Origin of the sequence: Micromonospora okii, from assembly GCF_020884795.1 — a bacterium.
Taxonomy (GTDB): domain Bacteria; phylum Actinomycetota; class Actinomycetes; order Mycobacteriales; family Micromonosporaceae; genus Micromonospora; species Micromonospora okii.
The window spans coordinates 165,328-191,821 of the sequence record NZ_BBZF01000015.1 but is presented as its reverse complement, the minus strand read 5'-3'; the positions used below and the strand labels follow the sequence as shown (position 1 = coordinate 191,821).

Genomic DNA, 26,494 nt, shown 5'->3' with positions numbered 1-26,494 from the left:
CAGCCGCGGGCCCAGAGCGCGGGCCCGTTCGGGGTTCGGGCTGTCAGCCGCGGGCCCAGAGCGCGGGCGCGGTCGGCGGCTCCCAGCCCACCTGGGCGGTGTGCGCCTGGAGGCAGCGGTAGCCGACGTTGGCGTACGTCACCCGGTCACCGGCCCGGTACGCGGTGCCCACCGCCCAGGTGCCCCCCGGAGGCGGCGCGCTGCCGGTGGGGCTGGCGGTCGGGCTGGCGGTGGGGTTGGGGGCCTGCTGGATGTTGAGCACGAAGTCGAAGGTGGCCTCCTGGCCGCCCGACACCGACCGCACGTTCATCAGCAGGACCGGGTTGAACAGCGAGTCCGTGTTGTTGCGGGGCTCGCCGGGGAAGTAGAGCTGGGTGGTGAGCACCGGCCGGCCCGGGGCCTGGACCTTGACGTGGATGTGCCGGGTCCGCCCGGGGTAGAGGCCCGGCACGATCGTGGTCAGCCGGAACAGCCCGGTCGTGTCGGTGAACTGGTGCCCGCGGAAGCGGTAGCCGGCGTTGTCGTAGCCGCCGTTGTTGTCGGCCTGCCAGAAGTCCAGCAGCACGTTGGAGATGCCCTGGCAGCCCAGGCCGTAGACGTAGCCGCTGAGGGTGAGCCGGGTGCCGACGGTGCCGGCCTCGATCAGCGAGCTGCGGCGCGGCGAGTTGGGCTTGAAGTAGGGGCCCTCCATCTGCGGCGGCGTCGGGTCGTCGCCGTCGTCGCACATGGGGGTGGGCGACAGCGCCGCGCCGGCGGGGTCGTCGGCCCGCGCCAGCGCACGCGCCGCGCCGCCGACGAGCAGCGGGGCGGGCAGGGTGAGGGCCGCAGCCCTCAGCACGGTCTTGCGGGTGACACCGGTGGTGTCGCGGGGCTCGTCCGCGCCGGTGGGTGCGCCGGTCATGGCAGCTCCTAGTCGCTCGGAGGGGCGTTGCGACCGACCCGGGTCGGGTCGGCCCTGCTGCCCGACCATAGGGTCCGCTATCCGTCAACGTCGATGTATTCGTTGCCGGGGTCGTGGTGTTTTCCGCCGCGACGGCGGAATGCGCCGGGCGCGTCGCCCGCCTCACGGCGGAAGAAGCGGCAGAAGTAGGCGGGGTCGACGAAGCCCAGCCGGGCGGCGACCTGGGCGACGGTCAGGTCGGTCTGGAGCAGCAGCCGCTTCGCCTCCAGCACGCGGGCCCGGCGGATGAGCTGGGCCGGGGTGGCGCCCGTGGCCCGGGGGACCGCCTCGTTGAGGTGCCGCACCGAGACGCCGATGCGGCGGGCGTAGGCGCGGGTCGGCTCGCCGAGCAGGGCCGGCTCGGCGAGCAGCTCGTCGAAGCGGCGGGCCACCGCCGAGGCGCGGCCCAGGTGCCCCTGCGGGTCGTCGGCCGGGTGGGCGTCCGGACCGACCGGGTTCGACCGGCCCATCTCGGCAATGAGGATGTGCAGGTACGCCCGCACCACCGTGCGGCAGCCGGGCTCGGCCCGGTGGAGCTCGCCCCTCATCTGCTCCAGCACGGACAGGACCCGGCCCGCGTGCGCCGCGTCCCGGGGCCGCCAGGAGCGGTGGCCCGAGCGGTGCAGCGCGTCCCGGTCGGCCGGGTCGGCCAGCAGGAACTCGGGGTCGCAGAGCACGATCTGCCCCTGTAGGTCGTCCGCGTCGCGCCAGTGGTGCACCTGGCCGGGCGTGACCAGGAAGAGCTGCGGCGGCCGGACCTCGTACGCGACGAGGTCGACGACGTGGGTGGCGCGCCCGTGGGTCACGTACACCAGCTCGTAGAAGGTGTGCCGGTGCGGGAAGTTGGCCTGGGACAGCGGCCCGAGCTCGGCGAAGGAGTTGACCGCGAGGGGCAGCTCGGCGGGCGTGGCGACGTCGAGCTCGTGCCGGGGCAGGGGCGCCGGCTGGCCGGGCGTCACCCGGCGGCGGGCCGGGGCGGGGCGGGACGTGGTGGGCAAGGCGACTCCAGACGGTCACGGCAGCCACCGGCTGGCCGGCGGGAGTGTTGACGCATTCGAATGCCTCACTTACCGTACTGGCAACAGAGTTAACAACAAATGTTAGCTCTCCGGTAGCGCGGCGGACGTGTCGGTGTGCGCGCCCGCCCGATGCCGGACCTCCACCACCTGCAAGGAGCCCCTAAATGCGTCGACGACCAGCCACTGTGGCGGCAGCCTTCCTGGGCGCCGCTGCCACGGTGCTCACCTTCACCATGACCGCGCAGGCCGGGGCCCGTCCCGCCCCCGTTGACGCGGCCGCCGTGGCCCCCCAGGGCATCGCCCCGGAGATGTTCACCGCGCTCCAGCGTGACCTGCGGCTGACCCCCGCCCAGGCGCGGGCCCGGCTCGAGGCCGGCACCCAGGCCGGCCGCGTCGAGCAGGTGCTGCGCAAGACCTTCGGCAGCCGCTACGGCGGCACCTGGGTCTCGGGCGAGGGCGCCGTCACCACCGGTGTCACCAACGCCGCCGACGCGGCTGCCGTGCGTGACCTCGGTGCCGTCCCGGTCTCCGTGCGGCACGGCGAGAAGGCCCTGGACGCGGTGGTGGAGCGGCTGAACCAGCGGAAGGCGCCCAAGGGCGTCGTCGGCTGGTACGCCGACCTGCCCACGAACAGCGTCGTGGTGCTGTCCCGCTCCGCCGCCGCCAAGGCGCTGGACGCGTTCGTCTCCGGCGCGCCGGCCGGCGTGGTCCGGGTGGAGGCCACCACGGAGCAGCCCCGGCCGTACGCCGACGTGATCGGCGGCAACGCCTACTACATGAGCGGCGGCGGCCGTTGCTCGGTCGGCTTCTCGGTGCAGGGCGGCTTCGTCACGGCCGGGCACTGTGGCACCACGGGCAGCCGCACCACGTCGCCGAGCGGCACGTTCCGCGGCTCCACCTTCCCCGGCCGTGACTACGCCTGGGTGCAGGTGGACGCCGGCAACACCCCGCGCGGCCTGGTCAACCAGTACAACGGCAGCACGGTCGCCGTGGCCGGCAGCACCGAGGCCGCCGTCGGCGCCGCCGTCTGCCGCTCCGGTTCCACCACCGGCTGGCGCTGCGGCACCATCCAGCAGAAGAACACCTCCGTCACCTACCCGGAGGGCACCGTCTCGGGCGTGACCCGCAGCAACGCCTGCGCCGAGCCGGGCGACTCCGGCGGCTCCTGGATGTCCGGCAACCAGGCCCAGGGCGTCACCTCGGGCGGCTCGGGCAACTGCACCAGCGGTGGCACGATGTACTTCCAGCCGGTCAACCCGATCCTGGCCGCCTACGGCCTGACCCTGATCACCTCGGGCAGCGGCCCGAACCCGACGCCCACCCCCACCGGGTCCAGCTCGCCGGGTGACACCACCTGGCAGGTCGGCGGCACCTACACCGCCGGCGCGACGGTGCTCTACGGCGGGCAGTCGTACCGCTGCCTCCAGTCGCACACCGCCCACCCCGGGTGGGAGCCCCCGAACACTCCCGCCCTGTGGCAGCGCGTCTGACAACCGCTTCCTTCCGGGATAGGGCGGGCCCGATCGCTTCGGCGACCGGGCCCGCCCGCCGTATGCCCGCCCTCCGTGCCGAGCCGCCGGTGGGAGGACGCGGACCGGGTCAGTGGTGCGGGGGTCGCGCTGCGGCTGCCTCCGCGCCCCGGCTCGGGTGCAGCCCGGAGAGCTGGACGAAGATCTCGCGCTTGCCGGTCGCCAGACCCCTGCGGTCCAGTACGTAGCCGGTCAGCCAGAGCCACCCGTGGTACGTCGGCCGGTCGGACACCGAGACGACGCGGAACGTGAGCGCGCGATCCCCGGCGAACTGCACCGAGGCGCAGCCGTCGACCGTCAGCAGGTCGCCGGGGGAGGGGCGGGCGGTCACCAGCGCTGGTTCCCGTGATGCTCCTCCGGGGGCCGGCACTCGCGGGCGTGCATGAGCTGCCAGTCGCGCAGCGCCCGCTGCAGCCGGGTGTTCTCCTGCACGAGTAGCCGCAGCTCCCGGTACAGGTCGGCCAGCTCGCCGGCCAGCCGGGCCTGGAAGTCGCGTACCTGCTCGCGGTCGACGCCGCGCCGGCGCGGGTCGAACTCCCGGGTGAGCACCTCGCGCGGGGTCATCCGGGCCGGCTGGCCGGTCCCGTGGAGCTGGCCACCTCGATACACCTGTGCCACGACGATCCTTTCCGGGGCGGGGGAGGCGCGGAGGGCCCGTGCGGTGGTTGCTGGAAGGGCGGGCCGTCCGCATGCCGGCAGCGCACGACCCGCCCGCTCCGCCGCCGCAGCCCTGATCGGCGGTACGGCGACGGAGTGAACCGTGGGTCGGGACGGGCGTGCACACCCGCCCCGACCAGGGGGAGCCTCTTCTCCTTGTTGCCACGCAAGGGGAGAGGCAAGAGCCAACTTAGCTGTCCCAGTCACCCCAGTCAAACCATGTGTTGTTGCGGAGTGGCGTTGCGTGATCGAATTGACGTGCCACGCAGGGGGAGCCATGCCGATTACTGCCGACTACATCCGCATCGCTGACGAGATCGTCGCCGACATCAGGGCTGGGAGGTTCGCACCGGGTGCCAAGCTGCCCTCGATCACGCAGCTCGCCGCCACGCACAAGGTCAGCCCGTCCACCGTCAAGCAGGTCTACGTGCGACTGGAAGCGTTGCGGGTCATCCGCCGCCACCAGGGCAAGGGCGTCTTCGTCAACGATCCGAAGCTGTGGATGCGGGAGCCCTGAGAGCACACCAAAAGATCGCGTAGACCGGTCTGCGGCAGTGCGATGCGAGGAGTCAAGTCGCCGGAGAGGATGCGTACTCGAGAGGATACGGCGGTGTCCGGCACGACCAGGTCGCGGTCAGCCCTCGGCGCAGAGGCGTTCGAGGCGGGATCGGCTCTCCGCGTCGCTCGGTGTGTAGACGATCAAGTGGTTGAGGCCGTCGAGGCCGACCGTTAGTCGGGTGCCGTGCACGCGCACGTCGCCGTACGGGCTGTGGAAGCCCTTCGCCGGCAACGCCGGCGACGTCACGTCGTAGTGCTTCCACAGGCCGTCGAACTCCGGGGACGCCCTGCGGAGGCGACCGATCAGCGAGGTCCAGATCGGGTCGTCGAGGTGTGTCGACATCGCGGCGCGGAGATTGTTGACGAGGTGACGGGAGGCGGGGCCGCGATTCATGCAGTTGCCGCGCCAGGACGGGTGGGTGAAGAACAGCCAGAGGTGGTTGCGGTCCTCCGGGTCCAGCGTGTCGATGTCACCGAAGACCAGACCGTACGCGCGGTTGTGCGCGAGGATGTCGAAGCGTTCGGACAGCACGAACGCCGGGTACGGGTCGAGCCGGTCGAGGATCGCCTCGATGCCGTCCGGCAGCGGGGCGGGTCTGCTGCCGGGGGTGGCGGTCGCCCCGGCTAGCCGCAGCAGGTGCGCCCGCTCCTGGGTGTCCATGCGCAGGGTGTTGGCGATCGCGTGGAGGACCTGCGTGGAGGCGTTGATCCGGCGGCCCTGTTCGAGCCAGGTGTACCAGGTGACGCCGACGCCGGCGAGCTGCGCGACCTCCTCGCGGCGCAGCCCGGGGGTGCGCCGCCGGCTGCCGAGGGGCAGGCCGACGTCCTCGGGCGTGATCCGCTCCCGTCGGGTACGCAGGAACCCGGCGAGTTCGGCGCGTCGGGCGTCGGTTGTCGCAGGCATGATGCGATTGTCTCCGTAGTCGCGAGCCGCATCCAGGTACTCCCGGTACCAGGATCACTGGACACTGAATACCAGGACCGGCGTGACCGACGATCGGTGGTGTGAAGGAAACACGATCCGTATCCGCTGTTCCAGTCGGCCGTCACGAACCGAAGAGGATGCCCTACGCGGCGCTGGTCGCCGTCCTCGTCGCGGCCGGGCTCTCCGTCATGTCCTTCTTCGGCGTCAACGTGGCGCTCGGCGAGATCGGGGCGGAACTCGGCGCGTCCGACGCCGTGCTCCAGCTCGTCGTGGCGTCGTACGGCGTCACGTTCGCGAGTCTCGTCGTGATCGGCGGGCGCCTCGGCGACGGGTTCGGCAGGCGGCGGGTGATGCAGGTCGGCCTCGCGCTGTTCCTGGTCACCAGTCTGCTCTGCGCGGTCGCCCAGAACCCGTGGCAGCTCATCGCCGCCCGGCTCCTGCAGGGCGTCGGTGCCTCGCTGGTCTCACCGCAGGTGCTGGCCATCATCCACGCAGGCAACGAGGGCCGCCACCGCGACCGGGCGGTCGGGCTCTTCGGGGCGTCGGCCGGGATCGCGACCGCGCTCGCCTTCCTGGTCGCCGGCGCGCTGACCGGCTCCGGTGTCGACTGGCTCGGCTGGCGGGCGATCTTCTGGGTCAACGCCCCGGTCGCGGTCGTGGTGATGCTCGCCGTCGCCCGCTGGGTGCCCGACGTTCGCGGTGCCGTCCGCCCGAAGCTCGACCTCGCTGGCGCGCTGCTGCTCACCGCAGCGATGACCCTGCTCATCGTTCCTCTGGCCGAGGGCCGTGCGCTGGGGTGGCCGGCCTGGACCGTCCTCGCCCTAGTCGCCTTCGTCCCCGTCGCCGCCGGCCTCTGGTGGTGGCAGCGCCGCAGCGAGCAACGCGGCGGCATGCCGCTCGTGCCCCCGTCGATGCTCGGGATGCGGAGCATGGCGATCGGCCTGGCCATCGGTGCCCCGTTCTTCACCGCGTTCGGCGGGTTCATGTTCATCTACGCGCGCACCGCCCAGTCCACCGGCATGTCGCCGCTGGCCACCGGCGTCAGCCTGCTCCCGTTCGCGCTGGGGTTCCTGGCCGCCTCGATCATCGGGGGCCGCCTGGTCGGCCGGTACGGCGTCTCGGTCCTCACCGTCGGGGCCGTGGTCGCCGCGGCCGGTTACGGTCTCCTCGGGTACGTGGTGCGACAGTTCGACCCGTCGCACGCGGCCACCGTCCTGCCCGCGATGGCGCTGACCGGGCTCGGTGTGGGACTGGTCTGGTCGCCGCTGTTCGGCATCATCCTCAGCCGGGTGCCCGCCGCCACGGCCGGCCTCGGCAGCGGCATCCTGATCACCACGCAGCAGATGTTCACCGCTCTCGGATCCGCGATCGTCGGGTCGCTCTACCTCGCCCTGGTGCGCGGCAACGAGATCCCCGAGGCGTTCGGTCTGACCACCCTGCCGCTGGCCGTCGTCATGATCGTCATCGCCGGCCTCACCCGCGCGCTCGCTCCCCGCCCGGGTGGCGAGGGGGTGACCCGGCAGGGGGCCGTCCCGGAGGCGGTTCCCGGCAGGCCGTGAGCCGACCCTGGTGGCACAGGCCCGCCGGCGGGCGCTGGGTGAGGGGCCCAGAGCCCGCCGGGGACGGCGCGAGCGTCAGAGGGGGCCGCCGAAGGTGTCGCGCTGCTTCGGGCCGCCGGTGCCGTACCCGGCGTCAACCGGCGGTGCAGGAACGGATCTGGGGCCTGGCGCTGCTGTTGCCGTTCATCATCGTGGTGAAGCCGAAGGTGTTGCCGCTGCCGTTGGGCCGCATCGTCATCACGTAACCGGTGCTGTCCCAACTGGGGGTGCCGTTCCAGGTGGTGCTGATCCGTTGCGGCGCGGTCACCGCCACGACCACGGTCCAGTTGCTGGCCCCCTGGACGGTGACCGAGGTGTTGTACCGGTCGCCCCAGACGTTGGGGGTCGTCGCCGTCGCGGTGCACCCTCCGCCAGGCGGCGGGGTGGTCGGCGTGCCGGTCGGCGACGGGGAGTCGTCCGGGGCCACCGCCCGGCCGGTGTTCGGTGAGATCATGCCCGGGCAGAGGCCGCGGCTGGTCAGGTTGGCCATGATCTGCGGGATCGCGTCGCGGGTGTTCTGGATGCCGTCGTGCATCAGGATCACCTGGCCGGCCTGGAGCCGGCCGGCGTTGGCGACGATCTGGCTGACGCTGGCGCCGTTCCAGTCCTGGGAGTCGACGTCCCAGATCACCTGGCGCAGGCCGAGCGACGTGGCGACCGACTGGAGGGTCGAGTTGGTCTCGCCGTAGGGCGGGCGGAACAACTGCGGCCGGACGCCCGTCGCCGACTGGATCGCCGAGTTGGCCTGGGAGAGGTCCGACTGCATCTGGCTCTGGCTCATCGAGGTCATGTGCGCGTGGTTCCAACTGTGGTTGGCGACCCACATGCCGGCATCGACCTGGGCCCGCGCGGCCGACTGGTTGCCCTGCACGTTCTGCCCGACGTTGAACATGGTCGCCCGTGCGTTGTTGGCCCGCAGCACGGAGAGCAGCGTGCTGGTGCTGCCGGTCGGACCGTCGTCGAAGGTGAGACCGACATAGCCGTTGCAGGCGGCGGCGCTGGACGGGGTGGCGGCGACCGCGAGACCGACGGCACCCAGTGCCACGGTGGTGGCGAGCGCTGCCAATCGGAGGGTGCGGCGCGATGCTCGGGGTGCGAACGGGCGGCGGGGGCCGCCGAGGTTGACGAACATGCGCAGGTCCTCCTGGTGGCGGGACGCCTGACGATGCCTGGCATTAACAAACATGGATGAATTTCGTTACGCGTCGGAGTATTGCAGCGGCGTTTCGAACGCGTCAACGACTTCCGGAAACTATCGGAGGGGGTGGATGGATGGTGCCGGTGAGTGGAGAGGTGATCCGGCCAGCCTCGTACCGAATCCGGCGTCTGACCTTGTACCGATATCAGTACCGGTACAAGGTCAGACGCCGGAGGGAGGTGCCGGGAGAGAGCCCGGGGCGGCCGGTGACGACCGCCAGCCGAGGCGCGAGGGTCAGAGGCTGCCGCCGAAGGTGTCGCACTGCTTCGGGTCGCCGGTGTCGTACCCCTTGGTGAACCAGTCCTTGCGCTGCTGCGACGTGCCGTGGGTGAACTCGTCCGGGTTCACCGGGCGGCCCGAGCGCTGCTGGATGGCGTCGTCGCCGATCTTCTCGGCGGCGTCGATGGCCTGGGCGATGTCCTGTTCGGTGATGCTCTTGAAGATCTTCTGGCCCTGCTGGTCGGCGGTGCCGGTGGCGTTCTTGGCCCACGCGCCCGCGTAGCAGTCGGCCTGGAGCTCCAGCTTCACCGACAGCGCGTTGGCGTTGTCCGGGTCGCGCTGCTGCTGGCGGCGCATCTGCGCCTCGGTGCCGAGGAGGTCCTGCACGTGGTGGCCGTACTCGTGGGCCAGCACGTACGGCTGGGCGAACTCGCCCTTCGCGCCGAGCTGGTCGGCGAGCTGGCGGTAGAAGGTCAGGTCGATGTAGACCAGGTCGTCGGCGGGGCAGTAGAACGGCCCGACGCCGGAGTCGGCCTGGCCGCAGCGGGTGCTGACGCCCTGGCTGAAGAAGACCGTCTTGGACGGCTGGTACTGCTCGCCGAACGTCTCGGGCAGGGCGGTGCGCCAGTACGCCTGGATCGAGTTGACGTACAGCGTGTTGCGGCAGTCAAGCTGCTGGAGCGCGTCCTCGGCCGAGCACTTCTGCTCCAGCGAGGTGTTGTCGCCCTGCTCCGAGCCGCCGCCGTCGATGGCCGCGTTCAGCCCGAAGCCGCCGCCGACGAGGGCGACCAGCACCGCGACGATGATGCCGACGATGCCGCCGCGTCCACCGCCGATGGGGATGGGGATGCCACCCAGGCCACCGCCCCCGCCGGACCCTCGCCGATCGTCCACCTGACTGGTGTCGACCTGCGCGTTCTCGTTCAGCTCCATGTTGACCCCGATCACCGATTCGTCACGTCTGGTGGTTGCGGTGCCGGACCGGGTCCGGACGACGCCTCCGTACCCGATGATCTTGAACGGTAATCCGGGCAACGGGCGTCGGGCGGCCCGGTACACTTGCCCCGTGCTGCGCTGCGAAGGCTGAACCGCCCCGCGCCGACGGGAACCAACCACCCGGCGGCGCTTTCGCGTGCCCTGAGTCAGCCTTTCCGGACCCCGAGAGCGAGCCCTCGACATGATCACTGCCACCGGCCTGGAGCTGCGCGCCGGCGCCCGAATCCTGCTGTCCGACACCACCCTGCGGGTGCAGCCGGGCGACCGCATCGGCCTGGTGGGCCGCAACGGCGCGGGCAAGACGACCACCCTCAAGGTGCTGGCGGGGGAGGGGCAGCCGTACGCCGGGCAGATCGACCGACGCAGCGCGATCGGTTACCTCCCGCAGGACCCGCGCACGGGCGACCTGGACGTCACCGGCCGCGACCGGGTGCTCTCCGCCCGGGGGCTGGACGTGCTGATGGCCAGGATGAAGGAGGTCGAGGCGCAGCTCGCCGAGAACGCCGACGACAAGCTGGTCCGCCGCTACGGCGCGCTGGAGGACCAGTTCGCCGCCCTCGGCGGGTACGCCGCGGAGGCCGAGGCCGCTCGGATCTGCGCCAACCTCGGCCTGCCCGACCGGGCGCTCGCCCAGACCATCGGCACCCTCTCCGGCGGCCAGCGCCGCCGCATCGAGCTGGCCCGCATCCTGTTCCGCGACGCCGGGGAGAACGGCGGCGGCATCCTGCTGCTCGACGAGCCCACCAACCACCTCGACGCCGACTCGATCACCTGGCTGCGCGGCTTCCTCGCCAACCACAAGGGCGGCCTCATCGTGATCTCCCACGACGGCGCGCTGCTGGAGTCGGTGGTCAACAAGGTCTGGTTCCTCGACGCCACCCGCTCCGTGGTCGACGTTTACAACCTGGGCTGGAAGGCGTACCTGGAGGCGCGGGAGACCGACGAGCGCCGCCGCCGCCGGGAGCGGGCCAACGCCGAGAAGAAGGCCGGCGCGCTGATGGCCCAGGCCGACAAGATGCGGGCCAAGGCCACCAAGACCGTCGCGGCGCAGAACATGGCCCGCCGCGCCGAGAAGCTGATCTCCGGGCTGGAGGAGGTCAGGGTCTCCGACAAGGTGGCCAAGGTCCGCTTCCCGAACCCGGCGCCGTGCGGCAAGACGCCGCTGACCGCGAGCGGCCTGTCGAAGTCGTACGGCTCGCTGGAGATCTTCACCGACGTGAATGTGGCGGTCGACCGGGGCTCCCGGGTGGCCATCCTCGGCCTCAACGGCGCGGGCAAGACCACGCTGCTGCGGATGCTCGGCGGCCTGCTTCAACCCGACACCGGCGAGGTGCACGCGGGGCACGGGCTGCGGCTGGGCTACTACGCCCAGGAGCACGAGACCCTGGACGTGGAGCGGACGGTGCTGGAGAACATGCGCGCCGCCGCGATCGAGCAGACCGACACCGAGCTGCGGAAGATCCTCGGCGCGTTCCTCTTCTCCGGTGAGGACGTGGACAAGCCGGCCGGGGTGCTCTCCGGCGGGGAGAAGACCCGCCTGGCCCTGTCCACCCTGGTCTGCTCCGGCGCCAACGTGCTGCTGCTCGACGAGCCGACGAACAACCTCGACCCGGTCAGCCGGGAGCAGGTGCTCGACGCCATCGCCCGGTACCCGGGGGCGATCGTGCTGGTCACCCACGACCCCGGCGCGGTGCTGGCGCTCAAGCCCGACCGGGCGATCCTGCTGCCCGACGGCGACGAGGACGCCTGGAGCGACGACCTGCTCGAACTGGTCGAGCTGGCCTGACCTGGGTCTCACCCTCCGCCCGATCTCGACCGATTCGCGCGGAGGGTGAGTTTCGGCACCTTTTTGCGGGGCGTTGCGCTGCGTGACCGGCGGGCGGCGAAGTCAACCGTCTCCGGAGAGCGACGATCGTTGCGGACGTGGGCGGGTGGACCCCCCGCCGCCGTCACCCTATCGGGTAACCGACATTGCATAGCGTGTCGGTTGGCGAATAGTTGATATCTGGCGCATGATCGTTCGAGGCGGTCTAATAGGTGGGACCGTATCGAACCGCACAGTCTGGGACGTGAGGAATCAGCATGGCAGCCACCGGCACAGCCACCAGCACTGAGAAGGGTCGCCGGATCGTCGGAGCCGAGCGTCAGACGCTCGCCAAGGACCTGGTAAAGCGGTACACCTCGGGAGAGAGCATCCGTGCGCTCGCGGCCTCCACCGGACGATCCTACGGGTTCATCCACCGGGTGCTCACCGAGTCCGGCGTCCAGCTGCGGCAGCGTGGCGGCGCCCGGCGGCGCAAGAAGGCGTGACCCGCCCACCGACGTCGTCCACCAGCGCCATCCCCCGGGACGCCCGGTGACCCCGGAAGCGGTCGGGGTACGACTCGACTGCGACGGGCCGGTCGCGACGGTCACGTTGTGCCGGCCCGACGTGCTCAACGCGCAGACCCCGGCGATGTGGCGCGCGATGAGCGGCTTCTCCCGCGACCTGCCCGGCGACGTACGCGTCGTCGTCGTGCGCGGCGAGGGGCGTGCCTTCTCCGCCGGCCTCGACCTCGCGGTGGCCGGAGCCACCGGCCCGGGCTCCTTCGCCGAGCTGGCCGCCCTGCCCGAGCAGGAGTGCGCCGACCGGATCGCGGAGTTCCAGGGCGCCTTCACCTGGCTGCACCGGCCGGACGTCGTCTCGGTGGCCGCCGTGCAGGGGCACGCCATCGGCGCCGGCTTCCAGCTCGCGCTCGCGTGCGACCTGCGTGTGCTGGCCTCCGACGCCACGTTCTCGATGGCCGAGGTGACCCTCGGCCTGGTTCCCGACCTGGCCGGCACGAAGCGCCTGGTCGAGATGGTCGGCTACGCCCGCGCCCTGGAGATCTGCGCCACCGGCCGGCGGATGGGCGCCGCCGAGGCCGACCGGCTCGGGCTGGCCACCCTCGTGGTGCCGGGCGCCGAGCTGGACGCCACGGTGCGCGACCTCGCCGCCGGTCTGCTCGCCCACCCCCGCGACGCCGTGGTCGAGATCAAGGCCCTGCTCGCCGGTGCCGGCGGCCGGTCCCACACCGAGCAGCAGCGGGCCGAGCGCGAGGCCCAGACCCGCCGGCTGCGCGACCTCGCCGGCCGGGGGGAGTAGCCCGCGCCGGGCGCGACCCGCGCGGGGAGCGGCCCGGGGGGAACGGCCCGGGCCCGGGGAAGAACGGGGTCACCGCCGAGGTTGTCGTAGGCGTCGGGAGAATCGACCCGAGGCCGGTCGCCGTGGCCGTCGAGCAGGAACCCGACGGCGCGGGGGCGCCCACGATCCGGAGGTGACACGTGATGTCCGACGGTGGCATGTCCGGCTGGAGTGTGCTCCGGTCGATGCGCAGCCAGGACGAGGTCTCCGGCCACCGGCTCACGCGCGGCACCGCCCGGCGGATCGTCGAGTTCGCCCGGCCGTACCGACGGGACATCGTCGTCTTCCTCGTCACCGTGGTCGTCGCCGCAGTGATCGGCGTCGCCACCCCCGTCCTCGCCGGTGACGTGATCAACGCGATCAGCCGGGGCGGGCCCGAGGCCGGGTCGACCGTGGTCCGGCTGGCCCTGGTCATCGGGGCCCTCGCGGTCGCCGACGCGCTCTTCTCCCTGGCCCAGCGGTGGTACTCGGCGCGCATCGGGGAGGGGATCATCCTCGACCTGCGGACCCGGGTCTACGACCACGTCCAGCGGATGCCGCTCCAGTTCTTCACCCGCACCCAGACCGGCGCGCTGGTCAGCCGGCTGAACAACGACGTGATGGGGGCCCAGCGGGCGTTCACCTCCACCCTGTCCGGTGTGGTCAGCAACGTCATCCAGCTCGTGCTCACCGCCGCGGTCATGCTCACCCTGTCGTGGCAGATCACCGTGCTGTCGCTGGTCATGCTGCCGATCTTCATCGTCCCGGCCCGCCGGGTCGGCCGGCGGCTGGCCGAGATCACGCGCGAGTCGTACAACCTGAACGCGGGCATGAACGCCACGATGACCGAGCGGTTCGGGGTGGCCGGCGCGTTGCTGGTCAAGCTCTTCGGCTCGCCCGAGGTGGAGGCCCGCCGGTTCGCCGGCCGCGCCGAGCGGGTCCGCGACATCGGCATCCAGTCGGCGATGTACTCGCGGACGTTCTTCGTGGCGATGCTGCTGGTCGCCTCGCTGGCCCAGGCGCTCACCTACGGCCTCGGCGGCTGGCTCGCGGTCACCGGCAGCGTCAGCGCCGGCACCGTGGTCACCCTGGCGCTGCTGCTCACCCGGCTCTACGGCCCGCTGACCGCGCTGTCCAACGTGCGGGTGGACGTGATGAGCGCGCTGGTCTCCTTCGACCGGGTCTTCGAGGTGCTCGACCTGCGCCCCGGCATCGAGGAGCGGCCCGACGCGGTGCCCGTGCCCCGGGGCAACGGCCGGGTGGAGTTCCGCGACGTCCGGTTCCGCTACCCCGCCGCCTCCGAGGTGTCGCTGGCCTCGCTGGAGGAGGTCACCACGCTCGACCGCACCGTCAACGAGCCGGTGCTGCGGGGCGTGTCGTTCGCCGTCGAGCCCGGGCAGATGGTCGCCCTGGTCGGCCCGTCCGGGGCGGGCAAGTCCACCCTGTCCATGCTGCTTCCCCGGGTGTACGACGTCACCGACGGCCAGGTGCTCGTCGGCGGGGTCGACGTCCGCGACGCCACGCTCGCCTCGCTGCGCGACGAGATCGGCGTGGTCACCCAGGACTCGCACCTGTTCCACGAGACCATCGCCGAGAACCTGCGCTACGCCAAGCCGGACGCGACCGACGACGAGATCTGGGCCGCCCTGGCGGGTGCGCAGGTCGCCGACCTGGTCCGCTCCCTGCCCGACGGGCTGGAGACCACCGTCGGCGAGCGCGGGTACCGCTTCTCCGGGGGCGAGAAGCAGCGCATCGCCATCGCCCGGCTGCTGCTCAAGGCCCCGTCCATCGTGATCCTCGACGAGGCGACCGCGCACCTGGACTCGGAGAGCGAGGCGGCGGTGCAGCGGGCCCTGTCGGTGGCGCTGACCGGGCGTACCGCGCTGGTGATCGCGCACCGGCTCTCCACCGTCCGGGACGCCGACCAGATCCTCGTCCTGGACGAGGGGCGGATCGTCGAGCGCGGCCGGCACGAGGAGCTGGTGGCGGTCGGCGGCCTCTACGCCGAGTTGTACCGCACCCAGTTCGCGGTCGCCGACTCGCCCACCCCGTACGTGGACGCGACCGGCCCCGAGCCGGTGGTCACCACCGTGCCGATGGCCGCGTACGTCCCCGGCGAGCCGGTCCCGCCGGCCGCCGCCAACTGACGCCACGCCGTCACCGGGAAGCGGGCCGCCGCGTCAGGCGGTCGCGGCGGCGCGGAGTTCGGCGAACGCCGCCCCCAGCGTCTCCGCCGTGAAGTGCGCGTTGAGCCCGCTCGGGTTGGGCAGCACCCAGAGCCGGGCGTCGGCGAGCAGCTCCGGCTGCGGCCCGAAGGCCGCCTTCGGCCGACCGAACCCGATCCGGTACGCGGTCACCCCCACCACCGCCGCCCACGCGGGCCGGTAGCGGCGCACCTTGCCGGTGAGGATCTCCGCGCCCTCGACCAGCTCGGCGGCGGTCAGCTCGTCGGCCCGCGCGCTCGCCCGGGCCACCATGTTGGTGATGCCCAGCCCGTAGCCGGGCAGCGCGTCCTGCTCGCTGGGGTGGAGCTGGCGGGGGGTGAAGCCGCCCCGGTGCAGGGCCGGCCAGAACCGGTTGCCCGGCCGGGCGAAGTGCCAGCCGGTCGCCGCCGACCAGAGCCCGGGGTTGATCCCGACGAAGAGCACGTCCAGCCCCGGCGCGATGAGGTCCGGGATGGTGCGGTCCGCCGCCGCGGCCAGCTCCTCCCGGGTTGGCCGCCACCGACCGGCCTCTCCGGGCCGGGGCGGATCCTCCCCGGTCGGCCGCCGCCGGTGCGCCGCGCCGGTCATCACAGGCCCCGCAGCGCGCCGCCGTCGACCGGGAGGGTGATCCCGGTCAGGTAGCCGGCGGCGGGGGAGAGGACGAACGCGGCCACCCGGCCGAACTCGGCGGGCTCACCGATGCGGCGCAGCGGAATGCCCGCCTCGACCTCGGCGCGGGCCCGCTCGGCGTCGCCCGAGGCGGCCAGGAGCTGCCGGTTCCGGTCGGTCATGATCCGCCCCGGGAGGAGCCCGACGACCCGCACGCCCCGGGGCCCGTACTCGTCGGCCATGTCCTTGGCCACCCCGGCGAGCCCGGGCCGCAGCCCGTTGGAGATGCCCAGCCCGGCCAGCGGGGCGCGCGCCGAGGTGGACAGGACCAGCCCGATCGCCCCGCCGCCGGTCAGCGCGGCGGCGACCGTGCGGGCGGTGCGGACGGTGCCGAGGAAGACGGTCTCGAACGCCTCCCGCCACTGCGCGTCGCTCGCCCCGGCCGCCGTGCCTGCCGGCGGCCCGCCGACCGAGACCAGCGCGCCGTCGAGCCGGCCGAAGTGCTCCCTGGCGGCGGCGACCAGCCGCTCGGGGGTGGCCGGGTCCGCCAGGTCGGCGGTCAGCCCGATGGCCCGCTCCGGGCCGCCGAGCCGCTCCACCGCCTCGGCCACCCCCGGGGTCGCCCGGGCGGAGAGGACGACCCGCGCCCCGTCGGCGACGAGGCACTCGGCGGTGGCGAAACCCAGCCCGCGCGAGGCGCCGGTCAGCACGTACACCCGGTCGGTGAGCCCTAGATCCATGCCCCCGATCCTGCCGCACGGCGGCGGTGGCGGCCACGCGACGGTCGACGGTCGGCGGCGCGGACGGGCGGGGTGCCGAGAGGGGACGGCGGTCAGCGGCGGGCCGGGCGCAGCAGGCGTACCCGGCCCGCGAGCTGCACCGCGACGGCCCCGCCGGCGCGGGCGAGGGCCGGCAGCCGGCGGCGGCGCGGGGCCCGCGTGCCGTCGTAGCGGCTGGCCGCCTCGCGGGTGGCCAGCTCCTCCGCGCCCAGCGGTGGCAGCTCGCCCCGCCCGCGCAGCTCCCGGGCGAGGTCCCAGCCGTCGCGCAGCGAGCCGTTGGTGGGCCGGCCCGCCGCCCACCCGGCGAAGGTCGCCGGCCAGGCCGGGCCGAGGCCGGCGGCGAGCAGCGGCCAGTGCCGGGCGACATCGCCGGCCCGCTTGCGCAGCAGGGCGCGGCGGGCCGCGTCGACCGGGGCGGGGGCGAACCCGGGTGGCAACGGCCCCCCGGCGACCAGCGCCGCCACCAGGGCCGCCTGCCGGGCCGCCAGGTCGCCCGGGGCCGGGACGGCCGGGTCGCCGCTCACGTCACCACCGGGTAACCGGACACGGCGGCGATCGCGTCCAGCTCGGCGCGCAGCGTCGATGCGGGCGGCCAATGGCCGTCCCGCTCCAACAGCAGCGCGGGCGGGCGGTGCCGGGCGCACAGCTCGCGGATCAGGTCGAACACCTCCGGCGGGACCGGGTCGGTGTGCGTGTCGTGGTAGAAACCGCCCTGCTCGGCACCCCCGGCGACGTGCACGTAGGACACCCGCTCCAGCGGCAGCCGGTCGAGCAGGTCGAGCGGGTCGGCCCCCCGGTTGCGGGCGTTGGCGTGCACGTTGGCGACGTCCAGCAGCAACGTCGCGTCGGTGGCGTCCAGGATCTCGGTGAGGAAGTCCGCCTCGTCCAGCTCGTCGTCCGGCCAGTCGAACAGCGCGGCGATCGGCTCCAGCGCGAGCGGCACCGGCAGCTCGGCCCGCGCCCGGCGCACGTTGGCCACCACGGCGGCGACGGCCTCCCGGCTGCGCGGCAGCGGCAGCAGGTGGCCGGCCTCCAGGCCGCCGGCCCGGACGAAGGCGATGTGCTCGCTGACCAGCGGCGCGCGCACCAGGTCGGCCACCCGCGCCAGGTGGGCCACCCGGGCCGCGTCGACCGGCTCCGCGCCGCCGAGGGAGAGCCGCACCCCGTGCGGTACGACGGTGACGCCGCGCTCGACCAGCTCGGCGAGCCCGGCCGGCGGCGGCCCGTGCGGGGCGACCGCCTCGGCGACCACCTCCACGAAGCGCAGCCCCGGCAGCCCGGCGACGAAGCCGGCGATCTCCGGCCGCCAGCCGATGCCGACCCCGGCGGGCCCCGCGCCGGGGTCGGCCGGCGCGGTCATCCGCCGCACCCCCCGCCGCAGCCCCCGCCGCACCCCCCGCCGCAGCCGCCCGCGCCGCCGCACGAGCTGCCCCCGCCGGAGGCGCCGCCCGACATCGCCTGCCGCTGGATCTCGGCCTCCGCGGCGAAGGTCGGGTCCATCACCCAGAGCGCTGCGCCGCCGAACAGGGCGACGCCCATCGCCGCGCCGGCCGCGCCGTAGGTGGCGTACGCCGGGGCGGCGGTCGGGGCCAGGTGCGCGTGACGCCGCCGCAGGTCGCGCAGGGCCGCGTCGGCGGCCCTGGTGCGCGCCGGCACCCGGGCGAGCAGCACCGCCGCGACGACCAGCGGAAGCAGGGAGATGCTCAGGAAGGCCACCGGCCGGTCGTTGGACAGCCCGGCGACGACCCGGACCACACCGAGCACGACGAGCGAGAGCAGCGGGAACGCCCCACGGCGGGCGGCCATGCGCCGCTCGGGGCTGAGCAGCAGGCCCTGCCGCCGGAGGTCGTCGCGCAGCCGTTCGAGGGCCCGCCGCACCTGGCCGTCGCGGCCCAGGTAGCGGGCGTGCAGGCCGCGCGTGGCGGCCTGGTACACCGCGTGGTCGAGCGGGGTGGCACCGGCCGGCAGGGGGCCGGTGGCGACCAGCCGCCGGCCGGACCCGGTGGCGACGGCGCCGCTGCCGCGCAGGCCGCCCAGCGAGGCGACGATCGCGAGCCGGTCGCCGCCGTTGAGGTAGGCCGCCTGCTGCGGGCCGAGCCGGCCGGCGTCGGCGACCGGGGAGCCGGCGAGGACCCGACGCCGGTGCAGGACGGCGCCGACGACGACCGCGAGGGCGACCAGCAGATAGAACCCGAGGAAGGTGGGGCCGGGGATGCCCCAGGTGTCGCCGGTCGCCGCGAGGACGGTCATGCTGCTGCTCCTGTCGCGCGAGGGGAACGCCGGCCCTCATTGTGGGGTAGGCCCGCCAGGGGTGACCCGGCCCGGGGCGGGGTGCCGGGTGGTGACCGTCAGCGGCGGCGGACGGCCTCCTCGACCAGGTCGAGCACCGGCCCGAGGTCGCCGGCCGGGCGGCCCATCGCCAGGTGCAGCACGAGCCCGTCGTAGGCGAGTTCGAGGAACTGGGCGAGCACGTCGATCGGCACGTCCTCGCGGAGCACCCCCGCTTCCCGCTGCCGGGCCAGCCGGTCCCGGGTGGCCTCGGCGATGGCGGCGGAGCGCTCCGCCCAGCGGCGGGCGAACGCGGGGTCGGTGCGCAGCCGCCGGGAGACCTCGAGCTGGCTGCCCAGCCAGCCGGTGGTGTCCGGCGAGACGGCCCGGGCCAGCAGGTCCCGCATCACCTGGACCAGGCCGTTGCGGGCGACGGTCTCCACCATGGCCGCCGCGTCGTCCTCGGCGACGGCGAGGAAGAGCGAGTCCTTGTCCCGGAAGTGGTGGAAGATCGCCCCCCGGGACAGCCCGGTGGCCTCCTCCAGCCGGCGCACCGTGGCGCCCTCGTACCCGTGCCGGGCGAAACACGCGCGGGCGGCGGCGAGGATCTCCTGCCTGCGGGCGTCGAGCTGGTCCTGGCTTACTCTGGGCACCTGACGATCGTGTCAGGTGGCCGGACGGGGTGCAAACCGTACGTACGGCTTGCGAAAGGGCCCGACACCGGCCCTGCCGCCCGCGGACATCGGGCGGCTACGATCGCCCGGTGACGCAGTCCGCCACCCCCGTTCTGCCCGCCGCGCCGCTGACCGTGGCGGCCGTCCAGGCCGACCCGGTGCCGGGCGACGTCGCCGGCAACGCCGCCTCCGCCGCGCGGCTCGTCGGCCGGGCCGTCGACGCGGGCGCGCGGGTGGTGGTGCTGCCCGAGCTGTTCCTGCCCGCCTACCACCTCCCGGCGCTGGCCGCCGACCCGCCCCGCACCGACGTCGCGGCGGCCGGGGACGGCACGGTGGACGACGCCCGCCTCGACCCGCTGCGGGCCGCCGCCCGCGACGGCGCGGCCGTCGTGGTGATCGGCGCGGCGGTCCGGCACCCGGACGGCCGGCGCACCGTCTCCGCGCTGGCGGTGGACCGGCGCGGCACGGCCCGCGCGGCGTACGACAAGCAGCAGCTCTGGGCCGACGAGCGGGAGCTGTTCGTCCCCGGCGATCGGGGGGCGACCCTGCTGGTCGACGACTGGCGCTTCGGCCTCGGCATCTGCTACGACGGCTGCTTCCCCGAGCACGGGCGGGCCGCCGCCGTGGACGGTGCCCACGGCTACCTCTGCCCGAGCGGATACCTCGCCGGCTCCGCGCACCGGCGGGACCTCTACTACGCCGCGCGCGCCCTGGACAACACCATGTTCGTCGTCTTCGCCAACGCCGTCGACGGCGCGTCGCCCTGGCGGTTCAACGGCGGGGCGGCCGTGTACGACCCGCAGGGCCGCCCGCTGGCCCGGGGCGCGGACACCGGCGAGGACGTGCTGGTGGCCGACCTCGACCCGGCGGTGCTCGCGGCCACCCGGGCCGCGCACTCCATGCTCGCCGACCGCCCCGCCGACCCCGGGGCGGCCCGCGCCTCGATGCGCTGCTGACCGGCCGTGCTCCGCTCCGGCCCGCCCGTCTTCCCTGAGGTGCCCGAGTGCCGCTGCTCCTGTTGGACCTGGACGACACCCTGCTCGACCGGGCTGGTCCGTTCCGCGCCTGGGGCGAGCGGTTCCTGGCCGACGTCGGGGCCCCGGCCAGCGACATCGACTGGCTGGTCTCCAACGACGCCGACGGGCTGACCGACCGCTGGGACCTGGCCGACGCCCTGCGCCACCGGTACGGGCTGCTCGTCCCCTCGGCCGACCTGGTCGAGGAGCTGCACGACGGGGTGCTGGCCCACACCCGGCTCGACCCGCTGGTGGCCTGCGCGCTGCGGATCGCCCACGGGGCCGGCTGGGTGCCCGTCGTGGTCAGCAACGGCGCCGTACGCCAGCACGAGGCGAAGATCCGCGGCACCGGGCTGGACCGGTACGTCGCCGACTGGGTGATCTCCGAGGAGGCCGGGTTCGGCAAGCCCAACCCGAGGATCTTCGAGCTGGCCGCCCGGCGGGCCGGGACGACGCTGCGCGGGGCGTGGATGGTGGGCGACGGCCCGGAGGGGGACATCGGCGGGGCGGCGGCGGTGGGCCTGCCCAGCGTCTGGCTGCACCGGGGGCGGGTCTGGGCGGACCCCCGGTGTGCCCCGACGGTCACCGTCGACGGCGTGCTCGCCGCCGTCGCCGCCGTCCTGGCCGGGGCGGGGTAATTCGGTTGCGGCGGCGGGCCGGCGCGGCCCAGCATGGTGCCGCGCGCGGGCGCAGCCGGTGTTCCCGGTCGAACGAGGAGAAGGAGGTCGGTCATGGCCGTCTTCGCAGGGCTCTTCCACCTGCCTTCACCAGCTTCGATCAAGGGATCACCAGCACAGTGCGTGACGACGACTTCCCGGCGCAGGGGCGCCGGACGCGCGGCAAGAGCCGCTTCGACGACGACGAACCCCGCTTCCTGAAGCGCAGCCGGCCCGCCGAGCCGGTCCTGACCGACCCCGACCCCGACCCGGACGGCGGCGGCGACGCCTGGTCCTCCTGGGACCGGGCCGTACACGGCCCCGAGCCGCACCCCGCCTGGCTGGTCACCGAGCTGGCCGCCCGGGACACTGAGCTCGGCGTGCTCAAGACCGGCAAGGAGGCCGACGTCCACCTGGTCCGCCGGGGCGTGCCGGGCACCGACCGGTCCTGCCTGCTGGCGGTCAAGCGCTACCGGGACGCCCAGCACCGGCTCTTCCACCGCGACGCGGGCTACCTGGAGGGCCGCCGGGTGCGCCGGTCCCGGGAGAACCGGGCGATGGAGGGGCGGACGGCCTTCGGCCGGCAGATGATCGCCGGGCAGTGGGCCGCCGCCGAGTTCGCCGCACTGTCCCGGCTCTGGGAGATCGGGGCGGCGCACGGCCGGATCGCCGTGCCGTACCCGGTGCAGTTGCTCGGCACCGAGCTGATGCTGGAGTTCGTCGGTGACCCCGACGAGGGCCTTGCCGCGCCCCGGCTGGCCCAGTGCCGCCCCGAGCCGGACGAGCTGCGCGACCTCTGGGAGCAGCTCGTCGACGCCCTCGTGGTGCTGGCCCGGGCCGGGCACGCCCACGGCGACCTGTCCCCGTACAACCTGCTGGTGCACTCCGGTCGGCTGGTCATGATCGACCTGCCGCAGGTGGTGGACCTGGTGGCCAACCCGCAGGGCCCGGAGTTCCTGGCCCGGGACGTGCGGGTGGTGGGGGCCTGGTTCGCGGCGCGCGGGCTGTCGGCCGACGACGTCGACCCGGAGCGCCTGACCGAGCTGCTGCTGCGGGAGGCCGGCCTGCGCTGAGCCCCGCCGCGCGGGTGCCGGGTCACCGCCCGGCGCCCGCGCGCCCCGCCCGGGCCGCGCCGGCCGCGCTCACTGGAGGTAGCGCTCGACCTCGGGTCTGGGGCGTACCCCCTGGGCGTCGGGGTCGCCGTGGGTCTGGCGCGCGGCCCGCCGCCGACGCAGCAGGTCCCAGCACTGGTCCAGGGACTCCTCCAGCTCGCGCAGCCGGACCCGCTCGCCCTCGGTGTCGGACTCGCGGGCCTGGGCGGCGGAGCGGAGCCGGTGCTCCTCGTCGACCAGCTCGGAGATCCGGTTAAGGATGGTCTTGTCGTCCATGACCTGAGCCTGGCACAGCCCGCCCGGCCGCGCCGGGTTCTCGCGACCGAGGGCCCGGTCGCGGTACGGCGGCGGCCTTCGACGGAGCGGCCCCCGGATCTCGTCGCTGGGACCGCTCCCGGCACCGCCGGCCCCATGGGATTTGCGCAGGTGGGAGGCGCGCGACCCGTCCCTTGTGGAAGCGGAAATTTTCGCTCGCGAAAATTATTCCGCTCTCCCCTGGAGAAGTTGACCTGCTCGATGGCATGCTCCCCGTGAAGCATCACGTTGCACGGTCGCGTCGCGACTCACCGTTGACCAGGGGAGTGCACCACACGTGGTAACCCCACACACCGCCCCCACCCGTGCCCGGCGAGCGAAAACCGTTCCGCTGTGGCGTGTGGCGTCCGGCCTGCTGCGCGACCCCGTCCGCGCCCTCGTCGGGTTCGGCGAGCGCGCCGACGGCGAGATCGTCCGGCTCAGCCTCGGCGCGTTCCGCCCCTACCTGGTGACCGACCCGGCCCACGTCCAGCAGGTGCTCTCCGACCGCTCCGGCGGCTTCGCCCGCGCCGGCGACGGCGCGTTCTGGGGCCCGCTGCGCCGGCTGTTCGGCGACGGCATCCTCGGCGACGGTCCGGTGTGGTCCGACAGCCGGCGCGTCCTCCAGCCGCTCTTCACCGCGAAGCGCGTCGAGGCGCTGCTGGGCGGGATGGCCGGGACGATCGCCGACGCCGTGGCCGAGCTGGACGGGCCCGCCCGCGCCGGCCGGCCGGTGGACATCGGCGCCGAGCAGGCCCGGATCGTCTGCCGGGCGGTCATGGAGACGTTCTTCGGGGACCGGGTCACGGTCGCCGACGCGCTGCGCGTCATCGAGGCCCAGGACGCCATCGCCACCTCGCTGATCCCCCGGGTGCTGGCGCCGTTCGTCCCGCTGGCGCTGCCCATGCCCGGCGATCGGGTCTTCCGGGACGCCGTGCGGCGCATCGACGAGGTGCTGGTGCCGATCGTCCGGTCGGCGCGGGCCACCGCCGCCGAGGGCGACGACGTCATCGCCACCCTGTGGCGGGGCACCACCGCCGACGGCCGCCCGCTGGACGAGCGGCAGGTCCGCAACGACACCGTCGCGATGGTCGCCGTGACGACCGAGACGACGGTCAACGTGCTGACCTGGCTGTGGCCGCACCTCGAACGCGCCCCGGAGGTGGCCGCCCGGTTGCAGGCGGAGATCGACGAGGTCGTCGGCGAGGACCGGGTCGGCCCCGAGCACCTACCCCGGCTGCGCTACACCCGGATGGTGCTGGACGAGCTGGTCCGGCTCTACCCGGTGGGCTGGGTGGCCCCCCGGCAGGTGACCCGCCCGACCGTGCTCGGCGGGGTCCGCCTCGACGCCGGGGCGACGTTGCTGCTCAGCCCGCTGATCACCCAGCGGCTGGCGCGGTACTGGGAGCGGCCCGAGGTATTCGACCCGGACCGCTTCACCCCCGAGCGGGTCCGGGCCCGGCACCGGTACGCGTTCTTCCCCTTCGGCGGCGGGCCGCACCAGTGCCTGGGGATGCACCTGTTCTACGTGGAGGCGCAGCTCATCGTGGCGAACGTGCTGAGCCGCTACCGGCTGCGCACGCGCGGCTCCGGGCCGCCCGGCGTGCGACTCGCCGCCGCGCTGCGCGCCGGGGGCCGCGTCGAGCTGGACCTGACCCCGATCAGCGCCGGGGCCGCCGCGTGAACGTCGCCACCCCGCCGCCGGGCCCGCTGCTGCCCGACCAGATGTCCGCCGCCGCCGAGCAGGGCCGGATCTGCGCCCTCGCCGCGAAGGGGCAGCGCGACCTGCAACGGCAGGCCGCCCGCTACCCGGACCTCTTCTCCGGCCGGCCCTTCGACGCCGCCCTGTACAGCAACATCGCCCTGGCCATCGCCTTCGGCGCGCCGTGGTGCACCCCGGAGCAGCTACGGGTGACCAACCGGGCGGTGCTGTGGGGGTTCGCCCTCGACTGGCAGGTCGACTACCTGGCGAAGTCCCGGGCCGACGTGGACCGCGTGGTGAGCGGGGCCCTGGCCGTCGCCGAAGGGGCCAGCCCCGACGCCGACGACCCGCTCGGCCGGCTCCTGGCCGAGCTGCGCGACGAGTTGGCCACGACGCCGGCCTTCGCCGAGCTGCGCGACACCTGGCGTGGGGCGGTACGCCGGACGGTGACCGCGATGGCGCGCGAGTGGGACTGGAAGACCGCCCGCGAGACCGCCGGCGCGCCCCTGCCCGGCCTCGCCGAATACCTCGACAACGCCGACAACCTCGCCTGCACCGTGGTCAACGTCGTGCACTGGATCTCCACCGGCGACGCGGAGACCCACCGCCACCTCGACCGGCTGGTGGCCGCCAGCGACGGGGTGCAGCGGGTGCTGCGGCTGGTCAACGACCTGGCCACCCACGAGCGCGACCTGCGCTGGGGCGACCTCAACGCCCTGCTGCTCGTCGCCGACCGGGCCGAGGTCGACCAGCGCATCGTCGAGCTGGTCGAGCGGTGCACCGACCTGCTCACCCCGCTCGCCGCGACCTGTCCGCTCCAGGCGGCGTACCTGTCGCGGCAGATCGGGTTCAGCAGCGGCTTCTACCGGTCCACCGACTTCTGGGGCGAACGGTGACGGCGACCCGGCGGCGCGGCGCGGCCCTCCTCCCCGGCGTCGCCGAGCGCGCCGTCACCAGGGAACCGGGCCGGGCCACTGCCGGGGAACCGGAGCACGCCGCCGAGGAGCCGGAGCACGCCGCCGCCGGGGAGCCGGGGCGGGCCGGCCGGCCGGGGCGCGACCCGGTCTCCGCAGCCGACGCCCGCGAGCTGGTCGCCGCGATGACCCTCACCCGCTGCGGGCAGTCCTCGCCCTCGGTGTACGAGACCGCCCGCCTGGTCAGCCTCGCGCCCTGGCTGGTCCACCACGGCGAGCGGATCGGGTACCTGCTGGCCGCGCAGCGCCCCGACGGCGGCTGGGGCGGCCCGGAGGGGTACGCCCTGGTGCCGACGCTGAGCGCCACCGAGGCGCTGCTGACCGCCCTGCGCCGGGGCGACGCCGCCTGGCTCGGCGGCGCCCGCCCCGCCGTGCGCCTCGCCGCCGCCGCCGACCGGGGGCTGCGCCTGCTGTACGGGCGGCTCACCGGCCCGGCCGCGTCCGCGCCGCCCGACCTCCCCGCCGTCGACCTGACCGTTCCCGCGCTGGCCGGCGCGGTGACCGCGCACCTCGACGCGCTGCGCGCCGCCCCGCCGCCCGGCCTGGCCCCCTGGTGGGAGGCGGGGCCGCTGCCGCTGCCACCGGGCCTCGATGGCGTCCGGCTGGCCCGGGTCCGCGCGCTGGTCGCCGCCGGCGGCCCCCTGCCCGAGAAGCTGCTGCACGCCCTGGAGGTCGCCGGCCCGGCGGCCCGCCGCGCGGCCGGGGCGAGACCGGTCGGGCCCGGCACCGTCGGCGCCTCGCCGGCGGCGACCGCGGCCTGGCTCGGCGTGCCCGACTCCGGGCCGGGCGTCGCGGCGGCGCTGTCCTACCTGGAGGACGTGGCCCGCCGGCAGGGCGGGCCGGTGCCGTGCGCCACCCCGATCACCGTGTTCGAACGGGCCTGGGCGCTGAGCACCCTGAGCCGGGCGGGCATCGCGCTGCCGGTCCCGCCCCGGCTGCTGGCCGACCTCGTGGCGACGGTGGGGCCCGCCGGCACGCCCACCGCCCCCGGGCTGCCCGCCGACGCCGACACCACCGCCGTGACCCTCTACGCGCTGGCCCGGCTGGGCCACCCGGTGGCCCCGGCGAGCCTGTGGGGATACGACACCGGCGAGCACTTCTGCACCTGGCGGGGGGAGGACGGCGCCTCGATCACCACCAACGCGCACGTGCTCGACGCGTTCGGCTGGCACCTGACCCACCGCGCGCCGGCCGACGCCCGGCTCGACGCGGTGGTGCGGCGGCTCACCGGCTGGCTCGTCGACCGGCAGGGCCCCGACGGGGGCTGGGCCGACCGCTGGCACGCCTCGCCGTACTACGCCACGAGCTGCGCCGTGCTCGCCCTGGCCGGCTACGGCCGGGGGCCGGCCGTGGCGGACGCGGTGGGCCGGGCGGGGGAGTGGGTGCTGGCCGGGCAGCGGGCCGACGGCTCCTGGGGCCGCTGGG

At 74.5% G+C, this 26,494-nt stretch carries 27 protein-coding genes; 13 read left to right on the top strand and 14 right to left on the bottom strand.

Annotated features, from left to right (window positions below; all coding sequences use genetic code 11):
- Window positions 1-43: 43 nt before the first annotated feature.
- A complete protein-coding gene (locus tag LPU43_RS10360) occupies window positions 44-901 on the bottom strand; it encodes a carbohydrate-binding protein (protein WP_229400058.1) in 858 nt (285 codons plus the stop codon).
- Between the two features lie 77 nt (window positions 902-978).
- Window positions 979-1,938, bottom strand: coding sequence for a helix-turn-helix domain-containing protein (locus LPU43_RS10355; protein WP_229400057.1), 960 nt, complete (start codon window positions 1,936-1,938; stop codon window positions 979-981).
- A 185-nt stretch (window positions 1,939-2,123) separates the two neighbouring features.
- On the opposite strand from LPU43_RS10355, the gene LPU43_RS10350 reads away from it, so the two are divergent.
- Window positions 2,124-3,449: a carbohydrate-binding protein gene (locus tag LPU43_RS10350; protein ID WP_229400056.1), complete on the top strand. Its 1,326-nt coding sequence runs from the start codon at window positions 2,124-2,126 to the stop codon at window positions 3,447-3,449.
- A gap of 109 nt (window positions 3,450-3,558) precedes the next feature.
- Here LPU43_RS10350 and LPU43_RS10345 read toward each other — a convergent pair whose 3' ends face one another.
- Window positions 3,559-3,819 carry a hypothetical protein gene (locus LPU43_RS10345; protein ID WP_229400055.1) on the bottom strand — a complete coding sequence of 87 codons (261 nt, stop codon included), beginning with the start codon at window positions 3,817-3,819 and terminating at the stop codon, window positions 3,559-3,561.
- Entirely contained in the window at window positions 3,816-4,106 is a 291-nt protein-coding gene (locus LPU43_RS10340) for a DivIVA domain-containing protein (RefSeq protein WP_229400054.1), read from the bottom strand. The genes LPU43_RS10345 and LPU43_RS10340 overlap by 4 nt, the downstream gene beginning before the upstream one ends.
- Window positions 4,107-4,422: 316 nt before the next feature.
- On the opposite strand from LPU43_RS10340, the gene LPU43_RS10335 reads away from it, so the two are divergent.
- Entirely contained in the window at window positions 4,423-4,662 is a 240-nt protein-coding gene (locus LPU43_RS10335) for a winged helix-turn-helix domain-containing protein (protein WP_229400053.1), read from the top strand.
- Between the two features lie 117 nt (window positions 4,663-4,779).
- Here the strand turns inward: LPU43_RS10335 and LPU43_RS10330 are convergent, their stop codons facing one another.
- Window positions 4,780-5,607, bottom strand: a complete 828-nt coding sequence (locus LPU43_RS10330) for a helix-turn-helix transcriptional regulator (RefSeq protein WP_229400052.1) — start codon at window positions 5,605-5,607, stop codon at window positions 4,780-4,782.
- A 158-nt stretch (window positions 5,608-5,765) separates the two neighbouring features.
- Here LPU43_RS10330 and LPU43_RS10325 point away from each other — a divergent pair, with 158 nt between their 5' ends.
- Window positions 5,766-7,187 (top strand): MFS transporter, encoded by a 1,422-nt coding sequence (locus LPU43_RS10325; RefSeq protein WP_229400051.1) that lies wholly within the window; start codon window positions 5,766-5,768, stop codon window positions 7,185-7,187.
- Between the two features lie 133 nt (window positions 7,188-7,320).
- Here LPU43_RS10325 and LPU43_RS10320 read toward each other — a convergent pair whose 3' ends face one another.
- A complete protein-coding gene (locus LPU43_RS10320) occupies window positions 7,321-8,358 on the bottom strand; it encodes a polysaccharide deacetylase family protein (RefSeq protein ID WP_229400050.1) in 1,038 nt (345 codons plus the stop codon).
- 300 nt (window positions 8,359-8,658) lie between these two features.
- Window positions 8,659-9,576 carry a KPN_02809 family neutral zinc metallopeptidase gene (gene ypfJ, locus LPU43_RS10315; protein WP_229400364.1) on the bottom strand — a complete coding sequence of 306 codons (918 nt, stop codon included), beginning with the start codon at window positions 9,574-9,576 and terminating at the stop codon, window positions 8,659-8,661.
- 244 nt (window positions 9,577-9,820) lie between these two features.
- On the opposite strand from ypfJ, the gene LPU43_RS10310 reads away from it, so the two are divergent.
- The 4 genes from LPU43_RS10310 to LPU43_RS10295 all read left to right on the top strand — a co-directional run bounded on the left by LPU43_RS10310 (window position 9,821) and on the right by LPU43_RS10295 (window position 14,928).
- Complete coding sequence (locus LPU43_RS10310; RefSeq protein WP_229400049.1) at window positions 9,821-11,425, top strand: ABC-F family ATP-binding cassette domain-containing protein; 1,605 nt, start codon at window positions 9,821-9,823, stop codon at window positions 11,423-11,425.
- A 296-nt stretch (window positions 11,426-11,721) separates the two neighbouring features.
- Window positions 11,722-11,949 carry a helix-turn-helix domain-containing protein gene (locus LPU43_RS10305; protein ID WP_007462679.1) on the top strand — a complete coding sequence of 76 codons (228 nt, stop codon included), beginning with the start codon at window positions 11,722-11,724 and terminating at the stop codon, window positions 11,947-11,949.
- A gap of 46 nt (window positions 11,950-11,995) precedes the next feature.
- The gene (locus LPU43_RS10300; protein WP_229400048.1) at window positions 11,996-12,763 is read left to right on the top strand and encodes an enoyl-CoA hydratase/isomerase family protein; all 768 of its coding nucleotides are present in this window, start codon (window positions 11,996-11,998) and stop codon (window positions 12,761-12,763) included.
- A gap of 182 nt (window positions 12,764-12,945) precedes the next feature.
- Entirely contained in the window at window positions 12,946-14,928 is a 1,983-nt protein-coding gene (locus tag LPU43_RS10295) for an ABC transporter ATP-binding protein (RefSeq protein ID WP_229400047.1), read from the top strand.
- Window positions 14,929-14,961: 33 nt separating this feature from the next.
- Here LPU43_RS10295 and mug read toward each other — a convergent pair whose 3' ends face one another.
- The 6 genes from mug to LPU43_RS10265 form a co-directional block, all read right to left on the bottom strand.
- Window positions 14,962-15,573, bottom strand: coding sequence for a G/U mismatch-specific DNA glycosylase (gene mug / locus LPU43_RS10290; protein WP_229400046.1), 612 nt, complete (start codon window positions 15,571-15,573; stop codon window positions 14,962-14,964).
- Complete coding sequence (locus LPU43_RS10285) at window positions 15,573-16,334, bottom strand: SDR family oxidoreductase (protein WP_229400045.1); 762 nt, start codon at window positions 16,332-16,334, stop codon at window positions 15,573-15,575. Before LPU43_RS10285 ends, mug begins: the two co-directional genes overlap by 1 nt.
- A gap of 92 nt (window positions 16,335-16,426) precedes the next feature.
- Window positions 16,427-16,897: an SCO6045 C-terminal-like domain-containing protein gene (locus tag LPU43_RS10280; protein ID WP_229400044.1), complete on the bottom strand. Its 471-nt coding sequence runs from the start codon at window positions 16,895-16,897 to the stop codon at window positions 16,427-16,429.
- On the bottom strand, window positions 16,894-17,733 hold the full coding sequence (locus tag LPU43_RS10275; protein WP_229400043.1) for a multinuclear nonheme iron-dependent oxidase: 840 nt from the start codon (window positions 17,731-17,733) through the stop codon (window positions 16,894-16,896). The genes LPU43_RS10280 and LPU43_RS10275 overlap by 4 nt, the downstream gene beginning before the upstream one ends.
- Complete coding sequence (locus LPU43_RS10270; RefSeq protein WP_229400042.1) at window positions 17,730-18,623, bottom strand: TIGR04222 domain-containing membrane protein; 894 nt, start codon at window positions 18,621-18,623, stop codon at window positions 17,730-17,732. Before LPU43_RS10270 ends, LPU43_RS10275 begins: the two co-directional genes overlap by 4 nt.
- A gap of 98 nt (window positions 18,624-18,721) precedes the next feature.
- Complete coding sequence (locus tag LPU43_RS10265; RefSeq protein ID WP_229400041.1) at window positions 18,722-19,294, bottom strand: TetR/AcrR family transcriptional regulator; 573 nt, start codon at window positions 19,292-19,294, stop codon at window positions 18,722-18,724.
- A gap of 110 nt (window positions 19,295-19,404) precedes the next feature.
- On the opposite strand from LPU43_RS10265, the gene LPU43_RS10260 reads away from it, so the two are divergent.
- The 3 genes from LPU43_RS10260 (at window position 19,405) to LPU43_RS10250 (ending at window position 22,060) form a co-directional block, all read left to right on the top strand.
- Window positions 19,405-20,271 (top strand): carbon-nitrogen hydrolase family protein, encoded by an 867-nt coding sequence (locus tag LPU43_RS10260; protein ID WP_229400040.1) that lies wholly within the window; start codon window positions 19,405-19,407, stop codon window positions 20,269-20,271.
- A 47-nt stretch (window positions 20,272-20,318) separates the two neighbouring features.
- Window positions 20,319-20,969 carry an HAD family hydrolase gene (locus LPU43_RS10255; RefSeq protein WP_229400039.1) on the top strand — a complete coding sequence of 217 codons (651 nt, stop codon included), beginning with the start codon at window positions 20,319-20,321 and terminating at the stop codon, window positions 20,967-20,969.
- Window positions 20,970-21,127: 158 nt separating this feature from the next.
- Complete coding sequence (locus LPU43_RS10250) at window positions 21,128-22,060, top strand: serine protein kinase RIO (RefSeq protein WP_229400038.1); 933 nt, start codon at window positions 21,128-21,130, stop codon at window positions 22,058-22,060.
- Window positions 22,061-22,129: 69 nt separating this feature from the next.
- Here LPU43_RS10250 and LPU43_RS10245 read toward each other — a convergent pair whose 3' ends face one another.
- Complete coding sequence (locus LPU43_RS10245) at window positions 22,130-22,375, bottom strand: DUF2630 family protein (RefSeq protein WP_229400037.1); 246 nt, start codon at window positions 22,373-22,375, stop codon at window positions 22,130-22,132.
- A gap of 379 nt (window positions 22,376-22,754) precedes the next feature.
- Here LPU43_RS10245 and LPU43_RS10240 point away from each other — a divergent pair, with 379 nt between their 5' ends.
- The 3 genes from LPU43_RS10240 to LPU43_RS10230 form a co-directional block, all read left to right on the top strand.
- Window positions 22,755-24,077 (top strand): cytochrome P450, encoded by a 1,323-nt coding sequence (locus tag LPU43_RS10240; protein WP_229400036.1) that lies wholly within the window; start codon window positions 22,755-22,757, stop codon window positions 24,075-24,077.
- 41 nt (window positions 24,078-24,118) lie between these two features.
- The gene (locus tag LPU43_RS10235) at window positions 24,119-24,991 is read left to right on the top strand and encodes a terpene synthase family protein (RefSeq protein ID WP_229400363.1); all 873 of its coding nucleotides are present in this window, start codon (window positions 24,119-24,121) and stop codon (window positions 24,989-24,991) included.
- Window positions 24,988-26,494 (top strand): prenyltransferase/squalene oxidase repeat-containing protein (locus LPU43_RS10230; RefSeq protein ID WP_229400035.1); only part of this gene is annotated, 1,507 nt, incomplete at its 3' end. The genes LPU43_RS10235 and LPU43_RS10230, both read left to right, overlap by 4 nt.